The organism is Streptomyces sp. NPDC048603 (assembly GCF_043199475.1).
Lineage (GTDB): Bacteria > Actinomycetota > Actinomycetes > Streptomycetales > Streptomycetaceae > Streptomyces.
This window is the reverse complement of record NZ_JBICVY010000002.1, coordinates 468446-485798: the sequence shown is the minus strand read 5'-3', so window position 1 is coordinate 485798 and position 17353 is coordinate 468446. Positions and strand designations below refer to the sequence as shown.

The window sequence follows — 17353 nt, the reverse complement described above, 5'->3', positions numbered from 1 at the left end:
GAACCCAGTTGTAGCACTTCCGGGCCGTCCCGGCTCCTGCCCGGCGCGCCGGGCGCGCCGGGCCGCCGTGGCCGTCAGCGGTAGCGGGCGGCTTCCGCGGCGAAGGGAGCCGCGTGCGCGGGGACCGAGGCGAGCAGGGCGATCCAGGAGCCGTCCGTGAATTCGAGGTCCATGCGCCCCTTCTGGAGCACGCCCCTGGGGTTGACGCGCAGGGCGGCGACGGCCGGACGGGGTGCTTCCCACGCCTGCCGCATCGCGGGGGTGAGCTGCCACAGCGGCGATGTGTCGGCGAGGGTGAGCCAGCGCCGGTCGGTGACGGCGAGCAGGCCGCCGGTGGCCGAGCCGCGGGCGTTGGCGAGGCTGACACGGAAGTGTCCGGCGGCGCTCTGCCAGCCGCCTTCCATGCTCTTGCCGTGCATCAGGCGGGTACCGAGGTCGTCCACCGCGTCCGGCAGGCGGTCGACCGCGTTCGCGGCGGCCGCCGGCCGCGAGCGCCGGGGGTCGAGCAGCCCGGACCTGGCCAGCCGGCGCAGCGGCTGCGGGAGCTTGTCCTCGATCCGCCGGTGGAGGTCGGAGGGCGGAGGCGGAGCGAGCAGCTCCTCGGGAGGGCGCGGCACCCCCGGACCCAGTTCGTAGGAACACACCGCGATCAGCTGCTCCCCCAAGTGCACGAACGGCCGTACGTATTCGTGCTTCTCCGCGTCCGCGATCAACGGGCCTGCTCCTCTTCCTGTCGCTTGCTCGTGCCGGTCCGCATTCTCCCCGACGCACCCCCGTTCATGATCATCGGGGTGGGGTTGCCGCGAGGTGTCGACATATCGGCTTTCCCCTACCGTTGATCCTGTGCACCGGCGCGAGATCGCCCTGGCCCTGACGGCCGTCCTGTGCGCGGCCGCCCCGGCGTGCACGGCCGGCCCACCCCCACCCGCACCCGCCGTGGTGCCGGCGCCGCCGGCCTTCGCGGCCCGGGTCACGCCCGTGCCGCCCGACCGGCTCGGGGGGAGCCACCGCCCCGGCTGCCCGGTCCCCGTGGACCGGCTGCGGCTGATCCGGATGAACCACTGGGGCTTCGACGGAAGGATCCACCGCGGGGAGATGGTGGTCCACGAGAGCGCGGTGCGACCGGTCCTGCAGGCGTTCGGGAGCGCCTTCGAGGCCGGGTTCCCGATCCGCCGGATGCAGGTGATGGCGGCGTACGGCGGCGACGACGCGGCAGCGATGGCCGACGACAACACCTCCGCCTACAACTGCCGGCCCGTGACGGGACGGCCCGGCAGGCTGTCCCAGCACTCCTACGGCGACGCCGTGGACATCAACCCCCTGGAGAACCCCTACGTGGACCGGACCGGCACCGTCCACCCACCCCGGGCGGACGGGCACCTCGGGCGCCGGGACGCCGCCCGGCCCGGCGTGGTCCGCCCGGACAGTGCCGTGACCGAGGCGTTCCGCGCGGCGGGCTGGGAGTGGGGCGGACGGTGGAGCCCCCCGGACTACCAGCACTTCTCGGCCAACGGCCGGTGAGCGGGCCGGCTGCCGGGCACGGCGCCGTTCGCGCATCGGGACATTCAGGCGTTCGGATGTTCGAACCAGCCGGACCGTGAGAACACACACATCTTTCATCCATTTGGCCCGAATTGCCGCATGCTGGTCGATGCCGGACAGGACGCCGACTCGCCGAGGGCACGGGAGAGACATGCGACGTGTACACCGCTGGAAGGGCAACTGGCGGATGGCTCTGCCCCTGGTGGGCGGGGCCGCCGTGCTCGGAGTGGGCGGCCTGTACGCCACCGGTCTGATCATGGGCGGCGACACCATCGCCGAGGGCACCCGGGTGCGCGGGGTGGACATCGGCGGCATGAGCCGCGCCGAGGCCGAGACCGCCCTGCACCGGGGGCTCGGGACCGCGGCGACCGCGCCGATGAGCCTCCGCGTCGGTGACCGGGTCGAGCGGATGTCCCCCGCCTCCTTCGGGCTGTCCTTCGACGCGGAGGCCACCGTGGACCGTGCCGCCGGGCCCTCCGGCTCGGGGCCCTTCGACGTGATCGGCCGGGTCGTCGCCCCGAAGAAGGGCGGCGAGGTGGAACCGGTGGTCCGGATGGACGAGGCCGCGAGCGCGACCGCCGTCAAACGGCTGTCCGCCGCCGGGCAGCCGGTCCGCGACGGCGCCGTCAGCTTCGAGAACGGCACCGCCCGGGCCACCTCGCCCGTCACGGGCGTCGCCCTGCGCGCCGACCGGGCCGCGGACGCCGTCCGCGCCGCCTACCTGCGCCCGCAGGCCGCCGCGACCCCCGTGGAACTGCCCGTGCTGCGGACGGCACCGGCCGTCGGCGCGCAGGAGACCGAACGGGCCATGCGCGAGTTCGCCGAACCGGCCATGTCGGCGCCGGTGACCCTCACCGTCGACGGGAAGTCCATATCCCTGACCCCCACGGTGCTCGGCAGACACCTCAAGGTCGAGGCCGACGACCGCGGCCGGCTCGTACCGGAACTGGATTCCGAGGGCCTGCTGGCCGACGGCGCCGTCGCGCGTCAGGTCGCCGCGGCCAGCACGGAGCCCCGCAACGCCACCTTCCGCGTCGACTCCGCGGACCGCGCGGTCGTCGCCACGGACGCCCGCACCGGACTGCGGGTGGACGAGCAGGCCATCGGCGGCGCCGTGATGCCGCTGCTGACGGGCTCGGACACCGCCGCCCGCACCGGGGAGCTGCCCGCCACCCGGGTCCAGCCGAAGCTGACCGCCGAGGAGGCGCAGCGGCTCGGTATCAAGGAGAAGGTGTCCTCCTTCACCGTCCAGTTCCCCTCCGCCCCCTACCGGACCACCAACGTGGGGCGTGCGGTGGATCTGATCGACGGATCCCTGGTGCTGCCGGGCCAGACCTGGAGCTTCAACGACACGGTCGGCGAGCGCACCGAGGAGAACGGGTTCGTCGACGGCATCATGATCAACGACGGGCAGTACGTGAAGTCGCCCGGCGGCGGCGTCTCGGCCGTCGCGACCACCATGTACAACGCCGCGTTCTTCGCGGGCGTCAAGCCGGTCGAGCACGGCGCCCACTCGTTCTACATCGAGCGGTACCCCGAGGGCCGCGAGGCGACCGTCGCCTGGGGCACGCTGGACCTGCGCTGGCGCAACGACACCGGGCACGCCCTGTACGTCCGGGCGCAGTCCACGGACACCTCGGTGACCATCTCCCTGCTCGGCACCAAGAAGTACGACGAGATACGCGCGACCCAGGGCCCGCGGACGAACGTGGTGCCCCCGGCGAAGCGCACGGGCACCGGGCCCACGTGCGAGGTGCAGACGCCGCTGGAGGGCTTCGACGTGTCCGTGGACCGGGTGTTCGTGAACGGCGGCAAGGAGGTCGGGCGGGAGACCTACGAGACCCACTACACGCCGCGCGACGAGGTCGTCTGCGAGCCCGAGGCGTCGGCCGCCCCGCCTTCGCCGTCGGCCGGGGCCACGGGGACGCCGGGCGCTCCCGTCGCCCCGGCCTCGGCCACGGACTCGGCCACGGACACGGACTCGACCGCCGTCGAGCGTGGCTGATCCGGCCTGACCGCTACTGCGTCCCCTGGAGCAGTCCGGGTGGCGGGGCGGGCAGCGGGGCGGCGGGCCGCGGGGGCAGTTCGGCGGACGTCCAGCGGGCCTCGCCGCCCACCCGTGCCTTGAAGCGGAGCAGCGTGCCGTCGGCGTCGATCCAGTAGCGGGTGTTGCCGAGCCGGCCACTGCCCGTCGGCGCGCCGGGGGCTCCGGGGCCGGCGACGACCATGACGGGGGTCTTGCCGATGCGGTCGTCGCGCAGCCGGCGGGCGTCGCTGCGGGCCAGCAGCTGGGCGTTGTCGGGACGGTCGGCACCCAGCTGGAGGAGGAGCACCAGGGCGCTGTCGAGGGCGGAGCCGCGCGGGACCAGCCGGTGGACCTGCCAGCCGGAGGCGGGGGGCCGGTCCGGCAGTCCCCCGGGCCACCCGGGGTGGACGGCGACGGCTGCGGTGGTCCAGTGGACGAGTTCGCGGGCCGGGGGTTCGGCGTCGTCGCGGATCTCGGCGTAGCCGCGGTGGCGGCGCCAGTCGATGCGGCCGGTGAGGGTGACGGTGCGGCCGCGGGAGGGGATGGCCGCGGTGACCTCGCCGGTGCCCCGGCGGTACGTGGTGAAGCGGGCCAGGGCCACGCGGTCGGCCTCCTCGGCGGTGAGGGGCCGGGGTTCGGGAGCCTTTTCGTCGGCGCCGCCGCGCGACGAGCAGGCGGTGAGCGCGAGCAGGCAGAGCAGGGCGGCCGCGAGAGCGGTGCGGCGACGGGGGATGCCCCGGCGGGGGAAGGTCCGGGCGAGCGTCATCGGCGGTCCCGGCTGCGGTCGGCCAGCAGGGTGGCGGTGGGCACGGGGACGGACTCCGGGCCGACGGGGCCGGTGGGTCCGGTGACCGGTTCGGCCACCGCCGTTGCCGCACCGGGCAGTTGGGGCTGCACGGGCGGCAGGGGCACGTCGAGGAAGGGCACTCCCACCGGCGCGGGCGCGAAGGCCGGCGGTGTCCGGGGGCCGGGGACCGGGCTGCTGCCCGCGGGGCAGGCCAGGGTGGTCGCCAGGTCGGCGGGCAGGGTGCGGCCGAGGGGACCGGCGAAGCAGTTGCCGCTGCCGGGGGCGTGCGCGGAGGTGAGGTAGGCGGCGTCAACGGCGTTGCCGGTGAAGAGGTTTCCGGTGATGCGGTTGCCGATCGGCGGGAGGTCCTCGGTCGAGGACAGGATCAGGGCCGCCCGGGGATGGCCGGTGATCCGGTTGCGGGCGACGGTGTTGTCGCGGCCGCCCGCGATGCCGAGGCCGATACCGAAGCCGCCGTCGGCCTGTTCGGGGGTGTCGGGGGCGGCGTTGCCGGCGATGAGGTTGCCCGCGATGACGGCGCCGGTCTGCGGGGTGAGGGCTTCGAGGTAGTCGGATCCGACGGTCATCCCGACGCGGTTGCCGGTGAAGCGGTTGCCGACGACCCAGAGAGGTCCGCTGGCGTTGGTGCCCTCGTAGCCGACGGCGTTGCGTTCGGCCACGTTCCCTCGCACGAGGATGCCGCAGGGCTTGCACTGGCCCACGTACAGGCCCGAATCGGCGCTGCCTGAGGCGTAGTTGTGCTCGATGGTGCCGCGGCGGGCGTTGAAGGCGTAGATGCCGTACAGGCCGTTGTCGGCGGCGGTGACGTAGCGGACGCGGAAGCCGGTGAGCGGCGGGTCGGCGGCCGGGTCGAGGCGGTGGTAACCGTCGCTGCCGCGTCCGACGCCTTCGCCGCCGCTCTTCAGGCCGGTGACGAGCACTCCGTTCTGGAGGTGGTTGCGGACGGTGAGGTTCTCCACCGAGACGCCCGGGGCGGTGACCACGACGCCGTTGCCCCGGCGGCCCTCTCCGTCGATGACCACCCGGTTGCGGTCGGTGCCGCGCAGGGTGACCCGCGGGGTGCGGACGCGGACGCTCTCCCGGTAGACGCCCGGGGAGACCAGGACGAGGTCGCGCGGACGGGCCCGGTCCAGCGCGGCGTTGACGGTGGACGCGTCGGCGGGCACGCGGATCGTGACGGGGGCGCGGGGGGCGTCGTCGGCCGGCCCGGGGGCGGCCGTACAGGCGGAGGCGACGATCGCGGCCAGGGTGGTGACGGCGGTGGCGAACAGCGCGGCGGGGGTTCTGGTGCGGGGAGACGGCACGGGGGGACGTCCTCATCCGGGCGGGCGGAGCCGGCCGCCGGATCAGGCGGCCGATCAGTCGCACGTAGAGTACGCACATGACGACGCAGAGTGACAATCCGCAGGCCGATACGCGTGAGAGGCGTTCCACGGCGCGCCGTTCACTGCTGGGCGGGGTTCCCCTGCTCGCCGCGCTGACCGCGTGCCGGTCCGGCACGCCGTCGCCCGGCGGCGCCCGCGGCGGAGCCGGAGGAACCGGGGGAACCGCCGATCCGCGGCCGCCGGGCGAGGTCCCCGCGAGGGCTGTGGCGGCCGCGGGGGGCCGCCAGGCCGGGGTGGACCGGCCCGCGCAGCCCCAGGGCCACGCCGTGGTCTCGGTGTACGGGTTCCCTCCGGAAGCGCCGTTCGGCGAGGTCCTCGCCCGACTGGGCCGGGAGGTACTGGAGTTGACCGGGTCGTCCGGGGCCGCCCTGGACGGGGTGGCCGCCGGCGATCTGACCGTGACCGTGGGGGTGGGACCGCGGCTTTCCGCCGGGGCGGGCCGGGGCGGGCCGGGCGACCTGGAGCTGCCGGCCTTCGCCCGGGAGGAGCGGACCGCTCGAACGTGGGGCGGCGACCTGCTGGTGCAGACGTGTGCGAGCGACCCCGTCGCCCTGCTCCTCGCGGACGTGCGCCTGGCGGCGCGGCTGACCGCGGAGGGGGCGTCCCGCCGCTGGTCGCAGACGGGGTTCCGGCCGCCGGGCGGCGGTCCGGTGCGCAATCTGCTGGGCTTCCCGGACGGGATCGAGATCCCCCGGAGCCGCGGCGAGCTGGAGCGGGAGGTGTGGCTGCCCGGCCCCGGTCCCGCCGCCGGCGGCACGATCGCGGTGGTGCGGCGGCTGCGCATCGACGTGCCCGGCTTCCTCGCCCAGCCCACCGCCCGGCAGGAAGAGGCGGTCGGCAGGCGCAAGACGGACGGCTCGCCCCTGAGCGGGGGCGGACCGCTGGACCGGCCGGACCTGTCGGCGAAGTCGCCGCGCGGCCGCTACCTGGTGCCCGCGATGGCCCACGCCCGGCGGGCCAATCCGAACGCCACCGGCAGCGGCCGGATGCTGCGCCGCGGGTACAGCTACCACAACGGCCCCGAGGACCAGGGACTGCTCTTCGTCAGCTTCCAGCGGCAGCTGCGGACCTTCACCGCCACCCAGCGCCGCCTGGACGACGGGGACGAACTGATGGGGTTCGTCACCGCCACGGCGTCCGGGGCCTTCCTGATCCTTCCGGGATTCGGCCCTGAACTCCCGCTCGGCGCGGCGCTGTTCCGGGACGGGCGCTGAACCGGTTCTGCACGACCTCGCCCCGTCGCGGGTCACGTCACTCAAAAGTGCGAATCTCGCTTCCCGGATATCCAGGCTTGATCAACAACCCCCGATGATGGTTACGCAACGTGTTCACCATCACTTTGTGTGACCCAAGGGGAGAGCCTTGAAAGCCTTGAGGAGGGCCGCGCTGGCGCTTGCCGCCGGACTGGCCCTGACCACAGGAATCCTGCACCAACCCGCCCTCGGCGCCGACCCGGGCGACGGCACCGTCCGCATCAAGGTCGTCCGCGACTCCAACACCAACGGCCGCAACGACGCCGCTTCCGAACTCGGGGTGGCCGGCATCGTCGTCGAGCTGGAGGACATGGACGGCGTGAAGGTCACCGCCGTCACCGGGCCGGACGGGTACGCGGTCTTCCCGCCCACGACCACCCTGTACGGCGGCAAGTACTACGTCCGGATGAACCTGCCCCCCAACTCCTTCCTCAAGCCGTCCTTCGGCGCGGCCGGCGGGCTGGCCTCGGAGGGGGCCATCGTCGACGTCCGGAACGGCGAGGACGCCCAGCTGACCCTGGGCGTACGCAATCCGGCCGACTGGTGCGAGGACAACCCACGCCTGGCCACACCGTGCCAGGTCGCCGCCAACAAGTCCGGCACCGTGCGCACCACGGTCACCTTCAACTACCGCGACCGGGGTGACAGCAACACGGGCAACACCACCACCCTCGCCACCCGCAACGACACCGGCAACACCTACGGCCTCGCCTACCACACCTCGCAGCGGCGCATCTTCACCGGCGCCCACGCCAAGCGGCACACCGTCTACGGACCGGGGGGCCAGGGCGCCATCTACGTCACCCCCCGTGCCGGAGGCGCCACCACCCTCTTCACCACCGTGCCGAACGCAGGCACCACCGCCCACCAGGACTCGGTCCGGTTCGACGGCCCGTTCGTCGGCACCGTCGGCAAGGAGTCCCTCGGCGACATCGACATCTCCGAGGACAACCGGCAGCTCTACGCGGTCAACCTCAACGACCGCCGCCTGTACACCTACAACGCCACCCAGCCGACCGCGGTCGCCCCGATCGCCTCGGTGGCCATCCCCGACCCCGGCTGCCGGGCGGCCTCGGACTGGCGGCCCTTCGGCCTCGGGGTGCGCGACGGCGTCGTCTACGTCGGCGGCGTCTGCTCCGCCGAGTCCTCGCAGAACGCGAACGACCTCGAAGCGGTGGTGTGGACGTACAACCCGGTCACCGCGGTCTTCTCACCGACGCCGGTGCTGCGGAAGGCCCTCACCTTCCCGCGCGGCGAGCCCAACGTCTCCGTGCCCGGCTTCAACCGCTGGTTCCCCTGGACCACCGGCGCGTCCACCTTCCCCCAGAACCTGGCCGCCCATCCCGAGCCCCTGCTGTCCGACATCGTCGTCGAGAGCAACGGCGACCTGGTCCTCGGCTTCCGCGACCGCTTCGCGGACATGACCGGCTACGAGATGCCCAACCCCAACCCGGCGTACTCCAACAGCGGTTCCACCGTCTCCGGAGGCGACATCAACCGGGCCTGCCGCAAGAGCGACGGGACCTTCGAGTGGGAGGGCACCGGGGCCTGCCCGAACAACGCGCCCACCCGGCCCAACGGCGGCCAGCCCGCCAACGTCGTCGAGTACTACCCGGGTGAGAACTGGCCGGGCGTGCACCAGGAGACCGCCCAGGGCGCCCTCGCCCTCTCGCTGCGCGAGGACCGCATCGCCAGTACCGCCCTGGACCCCACCAACCAGGCGTGGACCGGCGGCAGCGCCTTCTTCGACCGCACCACCGGCAGCCGCGGCACCAACACCTTCGAGCACGGCTTCAGCATCCAGAAGCTCAACCAGCCGCTCGACGGAGGATTCGGCAAGGCCAACGGCCTCGGCGACCTCGAAGTGCTCTGCGACGAGCCGGCCGTCCAGATCGGCAGCCGCGTCTGGTTCGACCGCAACAGGGGCGGCGCGCAGAGCGTCGACAACGACGAGCCCGGCATCCCCGGCGTCACCGTCCAGCTGCTGTCCGCGGACGGCGCCCGCGTGCTGGCGACCGTGACCACCGGGGCCGACGGGGCCTACTACTTCGGCCCCGAGCACGGAGTCCGCCCGAACACCCCGTACAAGGTCCGGTTCGACAAGTCGACCGCCAACCTCGCCGCCATCGGCGTCCGGCCGCCGCCCGACCCCGCCACCCAGCTGTACTGGTCTCCCCAGAACGTCGCCGGGGCCACCGCCGACGTCGACTCCGACCCGGCAGCCGACGGTCCCCAGTACGCCCGGACGGCCACCGCCGACGTGACCACCGGCGAGCCCGGCACCGTCGACCACACCATCGACGCCGGCCTCTACATCAACCGCCTCTGACCCGCACCACCGGACCGCACGGAGAAAGGGGTGGAGCCCGGTGCCGCATCGGCACCGGGCTCCACCCCTTTGTTCAGGAGCGCCGCAATCAGGCGTTGGCGACCGGGAAGGTCGGGTACTCCACGCCGGAGACGTGCTGGACGACCCGGATGACCTGGCACGAGTAGCCGAACTCGTTGTCGTACCAGAGGTAGAGGATCGCGTTGTCGCCGTCGACCTTGGTGGCGCCGGCGTCGACGATCGACGCGTGGCGCGAGCCCACGAAGTCCATCGAGACGGCGTCGGGGGCGGTGGTGAAGTCGATCTGGCGCTTCAGCGGCGAGTGCAGCGAGACGTCGCGGAGGTACTCGAGGACCTCGTCGCGCGTGGTCTCACGGCCCAGGCGCAGGCTGAGGATGGCGATCGAGACGTCCGGCACGGGCACGCGGATCGAGCTGCCGGTGATCGGGGCCTTGAGGTCCGGCAGGGCCTTGGCGACGGCCGAGGCGGCACCGGTCTCGGTGATGACCATGTTGAGCGGCGCGGAACGGCCGCGGCGGTCGGCCTTGTGGTAGTTGTCCAGCAGGTTCTGGTCGTTGGTGAACGAGTGGACGGTCTCCACGTGGCCGCGCAGCACGCCGTACTCGTCGTCCATCGCCTTCAGCGGCGGGACGATCGCGTTGGTGGTGCAGGAGGCGCAGGACAGGATCCGCTCGTCCGGCTTCACCATGTCGTGGTTGACGCCGTGGACGATGTTCGGGACGTCGCCCTTGCCGGGCGCGGTCAGGACGACCTTGTCGATACCGGGGCGCAGGTGCTTGGAGAGGCCCTCGCGGTCGCGCCACTTGCCGGTGTTGTCGATGAGGATGGCGTCCTTGATGCCGTACGCCGTGTAGTCGACCTCGGAGGGGTCGTTGGCGTAGATCACCCGGATGGCGTTGCCGTTGGCGTAGATCGTGCTGGACTCCTCGTCCACCGTGATCGTGCCCTGGAACTGGCCGTGGATGGAGTCGCGGCGCAGCAGCGAGGCGCGCTTGACGAGGTCCTGGTCGCCGCCGCCGCGGACGACGATGGCGCGCAGCCGCAGGCCGTTGCCGGAGCCGGCCTTCTCGATCAGCAGGCGGGCGACGAGGCGCCCGATGCGGCCGAAGCCGTAGAGGACGACGTCACGGCCCGCGCCGCGCTCCAGCTTGTTGGCACCGGTGGCACCGGCGACGGCCTCGGCGGTGAAGTCCTCGACCGACAGGCCGCGGTCGTCGGCCTTGTAGGTGGCCGCGAGCATGCCCAGGTCGATCTGGGAGGGACCGAGGTCGAGCGTCGTCAGGGCCTGCAGGAAGGGGAACGTCTCGGTGACCGAGAGCTCCTCGCCGGCGATCTGGCGGGCGAATCGGTGGGTCTTGAGAATGCTGACCACCGACTTGTTCACCAAGGAGCGGCTGTGGAGCAGGACCGTGACGTCCCGCTCCCTGTGCAGCTTCCCGATGATCGGGATCATCGACTCCGCGATCTCCTCGCGGTTCTTCCAGCTGGTGAACGAGTCCTCTTTGGCAGTCACAGGTTCATCTTTCGAGCTAGGCGGTGCTCATATGCTAACCCGACCTCCCTAAGATCCTTCCAACGGTCCCGCCTGGCGGGATGGGGGTCGGACGGGCCATACGCAGGAGCCCGCCCCTTCACGCTTATCGCCTGGCATTTGCAAGGCCATCTGGCATGCTTGCCTCTTGAATGATTCACTGTGAAACGCCCGCCCTCCCGGCCGCTTGGCGGCTCTCGCTGCCGGAGGGCCCGGTACCGGATGCTCCGCCCGCCGATCAGCGGTGTTCGACGGGCGGAGCTTTCCACCCCTCCTCACACCCGCCCCGCCCTCGTGTCCCCGCCCGCCCACGCCCGCCCTCCCCCGCCCGACCGGGCTGCGCCGGGCGGCACCGGAAGGGACAATGACAGCGGGACCGGCACGGAGTAGGGCGGAGTGATGCACGACCCGCTGTTCCATGATCCTTCCGGGGTCTTCACCGAGTCGGGCGACGAGACCTACGCCCTGATGGACGTGCACGGAGTGCTGCTGGGCCTCGGCCCGGGGGCGGAGGCCCTGCTCGGCTGGTCCGCGGAGGAACTCCGCGGACGGCGCGCGGCGGACCTGCTCTACACGCGCTCGGACGCCGCCGGAATCATGGCGCGGTGCGGTACGGACCCGGTGGCCGAGCTGGGCCCGGCGGTCCTGCGGCACCGCACCGGGCACCCGGTGGACGTGACCCTGCGGGCCCGCCCCATGATGGCCACCGGCGGTGACCGGCAGTGGCTGGTCCAGATCGTGGAGAGTGGCGCCGCACGGCGGCGGGAACTGGGCGACGCCCTGCTCAGGGGTATGTTCACCGATTCCCCGGCGGTCATCGACGTCTTCGACACCGAGCTCCGCTTCCTGGCGCAGAACGCGGCCCAGCGCAGCACCGGGACCTTCGCCGGCGTCGATTTCACCGGGCGCACCATGGCGGAGGTGGCCCCGGACGGCCTGCTGGACCTGGACGCCTTCGAGGCCCGCCAGCGGCACGTCCTGGAGACCGGAGAGGCGCAGATCGCCGAGGAGGTGCACGGCCGCACCCCGGCCGACCCGTACCGGGACCACGTCTGGTCGGAGTCGATCCTGCCTCTGCGCAGCCGCGCCGGGGAGGTGATCGCGCTGGCGCACGTGGTGGTCGACGCCACGGACCGGGCCCGGGCCCGGGAACGGCTGGCGCTGGTCAACGACGCCAGCACCCGGATCGGCACCACCCTGAACGTGCTGCGGACCGCGCAGGAGCTCGTGGACCTGGCCGTGCCGCAGTTCGCCGACCACTCCTATGTCAACCTGCTGGACCCGGTCTTCGGCGGTGAGGAGCCGACGGCGGGGCCGACCGCCGACTGGGTCCCGCTGCGCCGTGCCGCGAGTTCGGTGGCCGAGGCGGCCCGCAGCGAGGCCATGGTCCCGCTGGGCGAGGTCGACGCGCACGCCTCGGCGCGCGGATCACCGACCCGGCTCGCCCTCGCGGGCGGCGAGCCCCGGCTGATGAGCGGGCAGGAGCTGATCGACGAGTTCGCCCCCGCCGACCCCGCGCGGGCGGACCTGGTGCGGGAGTACGGCGTGCACTCGTGGCTGCTCGTGCCGATGTTCGCGCGCGGGGCCGCGCTGGGCACGGCCGTGTTCGTACGGTCCGCGCGCGCCCACCCCTTCGAGCCCGACGACGTCATGCTGGCCGAGGAGTTCGTGGCACGGGCCGCCGTCTGCATCGACAACGCGAGCCGCTACACCCGGGAACGCACCACGGCGCTGGCCCTCCAGCGGAGTCTGCTGCCGCAGCGGCTGCCGGACCTCGGCGCGGTCGACGCGGTGGCCCGCTACGTGCCGGCCACCGGGCACACCGTGCTGGGCGGCGCCTGGTACGACGTCATCCCGCTGTCGGGCGCCCGGGTCGCCCTGGTGGTGGGCGACGTGGCCGGGCACGGGCTGCACTCCGCGGTGACGATGGGACGGCTGCGCACCGCCGTACGCACCCTGGCGGACCTGGACCTGGCACCGGAGGAACTGCTGGGCCGGCTCGACGACCAGGTCAACCGGTTCCACGACGAGCACGGGCAGGGACTCGCGGGCAGCGGCGCGGCCGGCACCAGCTGCGTGTACGCGGTCTTCGATCCGGTGTCGCGGCGGTGCGGCCTGGCGGGCGCCGGGCATCCGCCGCCGGCGCTGCTGTCGGCGGACGGCTCGGTCGAGTTCCTGGAACTCCCCGACGGCCCCGTCCTCGGCGGGAGCGGGCTGCCGTTCGAGAGCCGGGAGGTGACCCTGGACGACGGGCAGCTGCTGGTCTTCTACACCGAGGGCCTGGTGACGGCGGCGGAGGAGAACCTCGCCGCGGGGCAGGAACAGCTCCGGGCCGCGCTGGCGGCACTCCCGGCCGACGGCCCCGGCCGCGATGGCGGCGGGCTCGAATCCGCCTGCGACCGGCTGATGGGCCGGCTGCTGCCGACCCTGCCGCATGACGACGCGGCCCTGTTGATGGTGCGCGTGCACGGGCTGGACGGGGACCACCAGGCGACCTGGGAGCTGGCGGCGCAGCCGGCCGAGGTGGGCCGGGCCCGCGCGCTCGCGACGGCGAAGCTGGCGGAATGGGAACTGGAGGAGTTGTCCTTCAACACGGAAGTGGTGGTCAGTGAACTGGTCACGAACGCCGTCCGGTACGGGAGCCCACCGGTGCGGCTGCGCATGATCCGTGACCGGGAGCTGATCGTCGAGGTGTCCGACGGCGCCAGCACCTCCCCGCACATCCGGCGGGCGCTGGAGACCGACGAGGGCGGGCGGGGCCTGTTCATGGTCGCGCAGCTCACCCAGCTGTGGGGCACGCGCTACCACGACCGGGGGAAGACCATCTGGGCCGAGCAGTCCTTCCCGGACACCGACGGCGATGGGGCCGCCCCGCCGGGATTCCCCGATTTCCAGGCCCTGTGGGACGCCGCCGACTGAGCACTGCCCGATTTGATCAAAATTGCCCAAAATTCATAGCGTATGCCCGTGCCGGGGGCCGGCCCGGCCCCGTGTCCCCTTACCGTGACCGCCCATGACTGGCGATGCGGAACCCGCCGCGGCCGAACGGGTGCCGGGGCGCCGGCGGCTGGTGCGGACCGTCCTGACCGGGGCGGCCGTGCTGAGCGCCGGACTGCTCTCCGGCCCCGGCCCGGCCCCGGCCGGCCCCGGCAGCGGCAGCGCCGGGGCCACGAGCCCGGGCACCGCGAAGCGGAGACCGGCCGGACCGGACACCGCGCTGCGCGAACTGGCGGCGGGGAACCGGCGCTGGCGGACCCTGCACGAGAAGCATCCGGACGAGACCCGCACGGTGCGGCAGGCCCTGCTCGGCGGGCAGCACCCGTTCGCCGTCGTGCTCGGCTGCGTCGACTCCCGGGTGCCGCCCGAGCTGGTCTTCGACCAGGGGCTCGGCGATCTGCTGACGGTGCGTTCGGCGGGCGAGGTGCTCGACGAGGCGGTCCTGGGCAGCATCGCCTACGGGGTCCTGGAGCTGGACATCCCGTTGGTCGTGGTGCTGGGGCACCAGTCCTGCGGGGCCGTAGCGGCCGCGGTCCACGCCGACGGTTCGGGGGCGGAGCTGCCCGCGCACATGCAGTACCTGGTCGACCAGATCCGTCCCGCGATCGACCGGAAGCTCCGGGGTGACGCGCGGGTGGACGCCGCGATCACCGCGAACGTGCTGCTGGTCCGGGCACGGCTGGCGGCCGAGCCGGAGCTGGCGGCCCGGATCGCCGCGAAACGGCTGGCCGTCGTCGGCGCCCGCTACGAACTCGGCAGCCAGCGGGTCCACCGGGTCGGTTAGCCGCCGGCGGGATGCGGGTGGGGATGCGGGTGGGGGTGCGGGTGGGGGTGCGAGTGCGGCAGGTGGTGCGCGAGGGCGGCGTGCGGGTCGGGGGCGGCGGCCGTGGGGAGATGGTCGGTGTGGACGGTGGCCGCCGTGAGCCTCGGTACGGCGTGGATGAGCGCGTGTTCGGCGGCCACGGACAGGCGGTGGGCCTCGACGACGGTCAGGTGCGGGTCGACGACGATCGCGGCCTCCGCCCGCAGGGCGTGCCCGATCCACCGCATCCGCACCGGTCCGGTGTCCCGTACGCCGTCCACCCCGCGCAGCGCGGCCTCCGCCGCCTCGACCAGCCGGGGGTCCACGGCGTCCATCAGCCGCCGGAAGACCTCCCTCGCCGCGTCCCGCAGGACCAGCAGGATCGCCGCGGTGATCAGCAGGCCGACGACGGGGTCGGCGTGGGGCAGCCCCACCGCGGCTCCCCCGGCGCCGAGCAGCACGGCCAGCGAGGTGAATCCGTCGGTGCGGGCGTGCAGGCCGTCGGCGACCAGTGCGGCCGAGCCGATCCGCCGGCCGGTGCGGATGCGGTAGCGGGCCACCCATTCGTTGCCGAGGAATCCGGCCAGTGCGGCGGCGGCCACCGCCCACAGGTGGGTGATCTCCCGCGGGTGCAGGAGCCGGTCGACCGCCTCGTACCCGGCGAAGGCGGCCGAGGCGGCGATGGTGGTGAGGACGGCGATGCCGGCGAGGTCCTCGGCGCGGCCGTAGCCGTAGGTGTAGCGGCGGTCGGCCGCGCGGCGGCCGAGGACGAAGGCGATGCCGAGGGGGACGGCGGTCAGGGCGTCGGCGGCGTTGTGCACGGTGTCGCCGAGCAGCGCCACCGATCCGGAGAGGGTGACCACGGCGGCCTGGACGAGTGCGGTCGCGCCGAGCACGGCGAGGGACAGCCAGAGCGTGCGCATGCCTTCGCGGGAGGCTTCCATGCCGGCGTCGACCCGGTCGCGCGTGTCATGGCTGTGCGGGGTGAGGAGATGGGCGATCCGGTGGCGGGTGCGGGCCCGCCCGTGCGGGTGGGAGTGATTGCCTGCCATGCCGTTCAATCTGGCACGCCGAACGCATTGCGGCTACTGCCGCGATACGGCCGCCGACCAGGTGCGATGCCTTCGCAGCTACGCCGTTCGTGCGGGGCGCGGTGAAGTGGCGGTGACGATTCCGCGACGAGGTCGTGGCAAGTCCGCGGCACGGCCGCGACGCGGCTGTGCGGAGTCCGGACATGATCTTCCGTAGGCTCTGCGGTGATTGCAGCTGATCACGAGTCAAGGAGCGTCATGGCCCTGTCCGTTCGTCCGTCCGCCCGCCGCGGTGCGACCGTCTCCGCCGTCGCACTGGCGCTGCTCGCGGGTCTGGCCCCGGCCGCGACCGCCGCGTCCGCGCCGCCCGTCTCCGGAGCGCCCGATTCCGCCGCGCTGGCGCAGGTCCTCCGGAACACGATGGCCGAGGGGGCCCCGGGCGCGATGGCCCGCTACACCGGCCCGGAGGGCGTGGTCACGAAGGCCGAGGGCGTCCGCGACCGGGTCTCGGGCGCGGCGATGGACACCAAGGCCCGCTTCCGGGTGGGCAGCGTCAGCAAGACCTTCTCCTCCGTGGTGCTGCTGCAGCTGGTGGCCGAGGGCCGGATCAAGCTGGACGAGCCGGTGAACACGTACCTGCCGAAGCTGCTGCCCGACGACCGGATCACGGTCCGTCACCTGCTCACCCACCGCAGCGGCCTGTGGGACTACACCGAGGACATGTTCCAGCAGACCGTCCCCGGCTTCGAGGCGGTGCGCAACCGTACCTTCGGCTACCGCGAGCTGGTCGAGCTGTCGCTGAGCAAGCCGCGGACCACCGAGCCCGGCGTGGCGTACAAGTACTCGAACACCAACTTCGTGGTCGTCGGCATGCTGATCGAGAAGATCACCGGCAAGCCGGTGGCCAAGGAGTACGAGAAGCGCATCTTCAAGCCGCTGAAGCTGAAGAACACCTCCTACGTGCACCCGGACACGCGGATCAAGGGCACGCACGCCCGCGGCTACCTGCACCCGGACGAGGCCGGCGCGCCGCTGGTGGACTCCACCGAGCAGACGGTGTCCTGGGCGCAGTCCGCCGGAGCGGTCATCTCCAGTCCCGCCGATCTGAACACCTTCACGTCCGCGCTGCTCGGCGGGCGGCTGCTGCCCGCCGCACAGCTGGACGAGATGCTCAACGTGACCCCGACCGACGCGGCGAAGACCCGGCACTACGGGCTGGGGCTGCGCCGCTACGACCTGTCCTGTGGGACCTCGGTCTACGGTCACACGGGCACCGTACAGGGCTTCTACACCTACGCGTTCACCACCCGCGACGGCCGCCGGAGCCTGGCCGCGATGGCGAACACCTCCAACAAGGGATCCGCCAACACGGTGCTCGGCGGCACCCTGGAGGCGGCGTTCTGCGGCAAGGCACCGGCCGCGCAGGCGTCGGCCGGGCAGGCATCGGGTGCGGCGCGCGGATTCGCGACCACCGAGCGGGGTGCCGCCTCGGCGGTGCTCGCCCCGGCGGAGGTCGACCTGCCGGAGCGCAACGCGCACTGACCATCCTAGGCGGCAATGGCGGAGTGCTCACCACCGGGTGCGCACTCCGCCGTTCTGTTTCGATCAACGTCATCTGCCGTCTTTCT

At 73.1% G+C, this 17353-nt stretch carries 12 protein-coding genes; 7 read left to right on the top strand and 5 right to left on the bottom strand.

The features are described 5' to 3' along the window. Window positions 1-74: 74 nt before the first annotated feature. Window positions 75-713, bottom strand: coding sequence for a hypothetical protein (locus ACGFQ9_RS05780; RefSeq protein WP_393571535.1), 639 nt, complete (start codon window positions 711-713; stop codon window positions 75-77). Between the two features lie 130 nt (window positions 714-843). Between ACGFQ9_RS05780 and ACGFQ9_RS05775 the strand changes: the two genes are divergently transcribed. Continuing rightward, a complete protein-coding gene (locus tag ACGFQ9_RS05775) occupies window positions 844-1521 on the top strand; it encodes a M15 family metallopeptidase (RefSeq protein WP_393571533.1) in 678 nt (225 codons plus the stop codon). Window positions 1522-1693: 172 nt separating this feature from the next. Continuing rightward, a complete protein-coding gene (locus ACGFQ9_RS05770) occupies window positions 1694-3547 on the top strand; it encodes a VanW family protein (RefSeq protein WP_393571531.1) in 1854 nt (617 codons plus the stop codon). A gap of 13 nt (window positions 3548-3560) precedes the next feature. Here the strand turns inward: ACGFQ9_RS05770 and ACGFQ9_RS05765 are convergent, their stop codons facing one another. Together ACGFQ9_RS05765 and ACGFQ9_RS05760 are read right to left on the bottom strand one after the other, a co-directional pair. Further along, window positions 3561-4334 carry a hypothetical protein gene (locus ACGFQ9_RS05765; protein ID WP_393571529.1) on the bottom strand — a complete coding sequence of 258 codons (774 nt, stop codon included), beginning with the start codon at window positions 4332-4334 and terminating at the stop codon, window positions 3561-3563. Beyond that, window positions 4331-5680, bottom strand: coding sequence for a right-handed parallel beta-helix repeat-containing protein (locus tag ACGFQ9_RS05760; protein ID WP_393571527.1), 1350 nt, complete (start codon window positions 5678-5680; stop codon window positions 4331-4333). Before ACGFQ9_RS05760 ends, ACGFQ9_RS05765 begins: the two co-directional genes overlap by 4 nt. A 77-nt stretch (window positions 5681-5757) precedes the next feature. Between ACGFQ9_RS05760 and ACGFQ9_RS05755 the strand changes: the two genes are divergently transcribed. Both ACGFQ9_RS05755 and ACGFQ9_RS05750 read left to right on the top strand, forming a co-directional pair. Then, window positions 5758-6975, top strand: a complete 1218-nt coding sequence (locus ACGFQ9_RS05755; RefSeq protein WP_393571525.1) for a Dyp-type peroxidase — start codon at window positions 5758-5760, stop codon at window positions 6973-6975. A gap of 148 nt (window positions 6976-7123) precedes the next feature. After that, a complete protein-coding gene (locus ACGFQ9_RS05750; RefSeq protein ID WP_393571523.1) occupies window positions 7124-9343 on the top strand; it encodes an SdrD B-like domain-containing protein in 2220 nt (739 codons plus the stop codon). Window positions 9344-9431: 88 nt separating this feature from the next. Here ACGFQ9_RS05750 and ACGFQ9_RS05745 read toward each other — a convergent pair whose 3' ends face one another. Continuing rightward, entirely contained in the window at window positions 9432-10877 is a 1446-nt protein-coding gene (locus tag ACGFQ9_RS05745; protein WP_393571521.1) for a glyceraldehyde-3-phosphate dehydrogenase, read from the bottom strand. A gap of 417 nt (window positions 10878-11294) precedes the next feature. Between ACGFQ9_RS05745 and ACGFQ9_RS05740 the strand changes: the two genes are divergently transcribed. Beyond that, complete coding sequence (locus tag ACGFQ9_RS05740; protein ID WP_393571519.1) at window positions 11295-13814, top strand: SpoIIE family protein phosphatase; 2520 nt, start codon at window positions 11295-11297, stop codon at window positions 13812-13814. Between the two features lie 94 nt (window positions 13815-13908). Further along, a complete protein-coding gene (locus tag ACGFQ9_RS05735) occupies window positions 13909-14676 on the top strand; it encodes a carbonic anhydrase (RefSeq protein WP_393571517.1) in 768 nt (255 codons plus the stop codon). Here ACGFQ9_RS05735 and ACGFQ9_RS05730 read toward each other — a convergent pair. After that, window positions 14673-15746 (bottom strand): cation diffusion facilitator family transporter, encoded by a 1074-nt coding sequence (locus tag ACGFQ9_RS05730; RefSeq protein WP_393571515.1) that lies wholly within the window; start codon window positions 15744-15746, stop codon window positions 14673-14675. The two genes, ACGFQ9_RS05735 and ACGFQ9_RS05730, sit on opposite strands and share 4 nt — an antisense overlap. A 237-nt stretch (window positions 15747-15983) precedes the next feature. Between ACGFQ9_RS05730 and ACGFQ9_RS05725 the strand changes: the two genes are divergently transcribed. Next, window positions 15984-17267 (top strand): serine hydrolase domain-containing protein, encoded by a 1284-nt coding sequence (locus ACGFQ9_RS05725; protein WP_393571513.1) that lies wholly within the window; start codon window positions 15984-15986, stop codon window positions 17265-17267. Window positions 17268-17353: the final 86 nt, after the last annotated feature.

What these genes read in the sequence shown, in the direction of transcription:
- ACGFQ9_RS05770 (WP_393571531.1), top strand. Translation starts at nt 1,694, where the DNA reads ATGCGACGTGTACACCGCTGGAAGGGCAACTGGCGGATGGCTCTGCCC.
- ACGFQ9_RS05765 (WP_393571529.1), bottom strand. Translation starts at nt 4,334, where the DNA reads ATGACGCTCGCCCGGACCTTCCCCCGCCGGGGCATCCCCCGTCGCCGC.
- ACGFQ9_RS05755 (WP_393571525.1), top strand. Translation starts at nt 5,758, where the DNA reads ATGACGACGCAGAGTGACAATCCGCAGGCCGATACGCGTGAGAGGCGT.
- ACGFQ9_RS05740 (WP_393571519.1), top strand. Translation starts at nt 11,295, where the DNA reads ATGCACGACCCGCTGTTCCATGATCCTTCCGGGGTCTTCACCGAGTCG.
- ACGFQ9_RS05735 (WP_393571517.1), top strand. Translation starts at nt 13,909, where the DNA reads ATGACTGGCGATGCGGAACCCGCCGCGGCCGAACGGGTGCCGGGGCGC.
- ACGFQ9_RS05730 (WP_393571515.1), bottom strand. Translation starts at nt 15,746, where the DNA reads ATGGCAGGCAATCACTCCCACCCGCACGGGCGGGCCCGCACCCGCCAC.
- ACGFQ9_RS05725 (WP_393571513.1), top strand. Translation starts at nt 15,984, where the DNA reads ATGGCCCTGTCCGTTCGTCCGTCCGCCCGCCGCGGTGCGACCGTCTCC.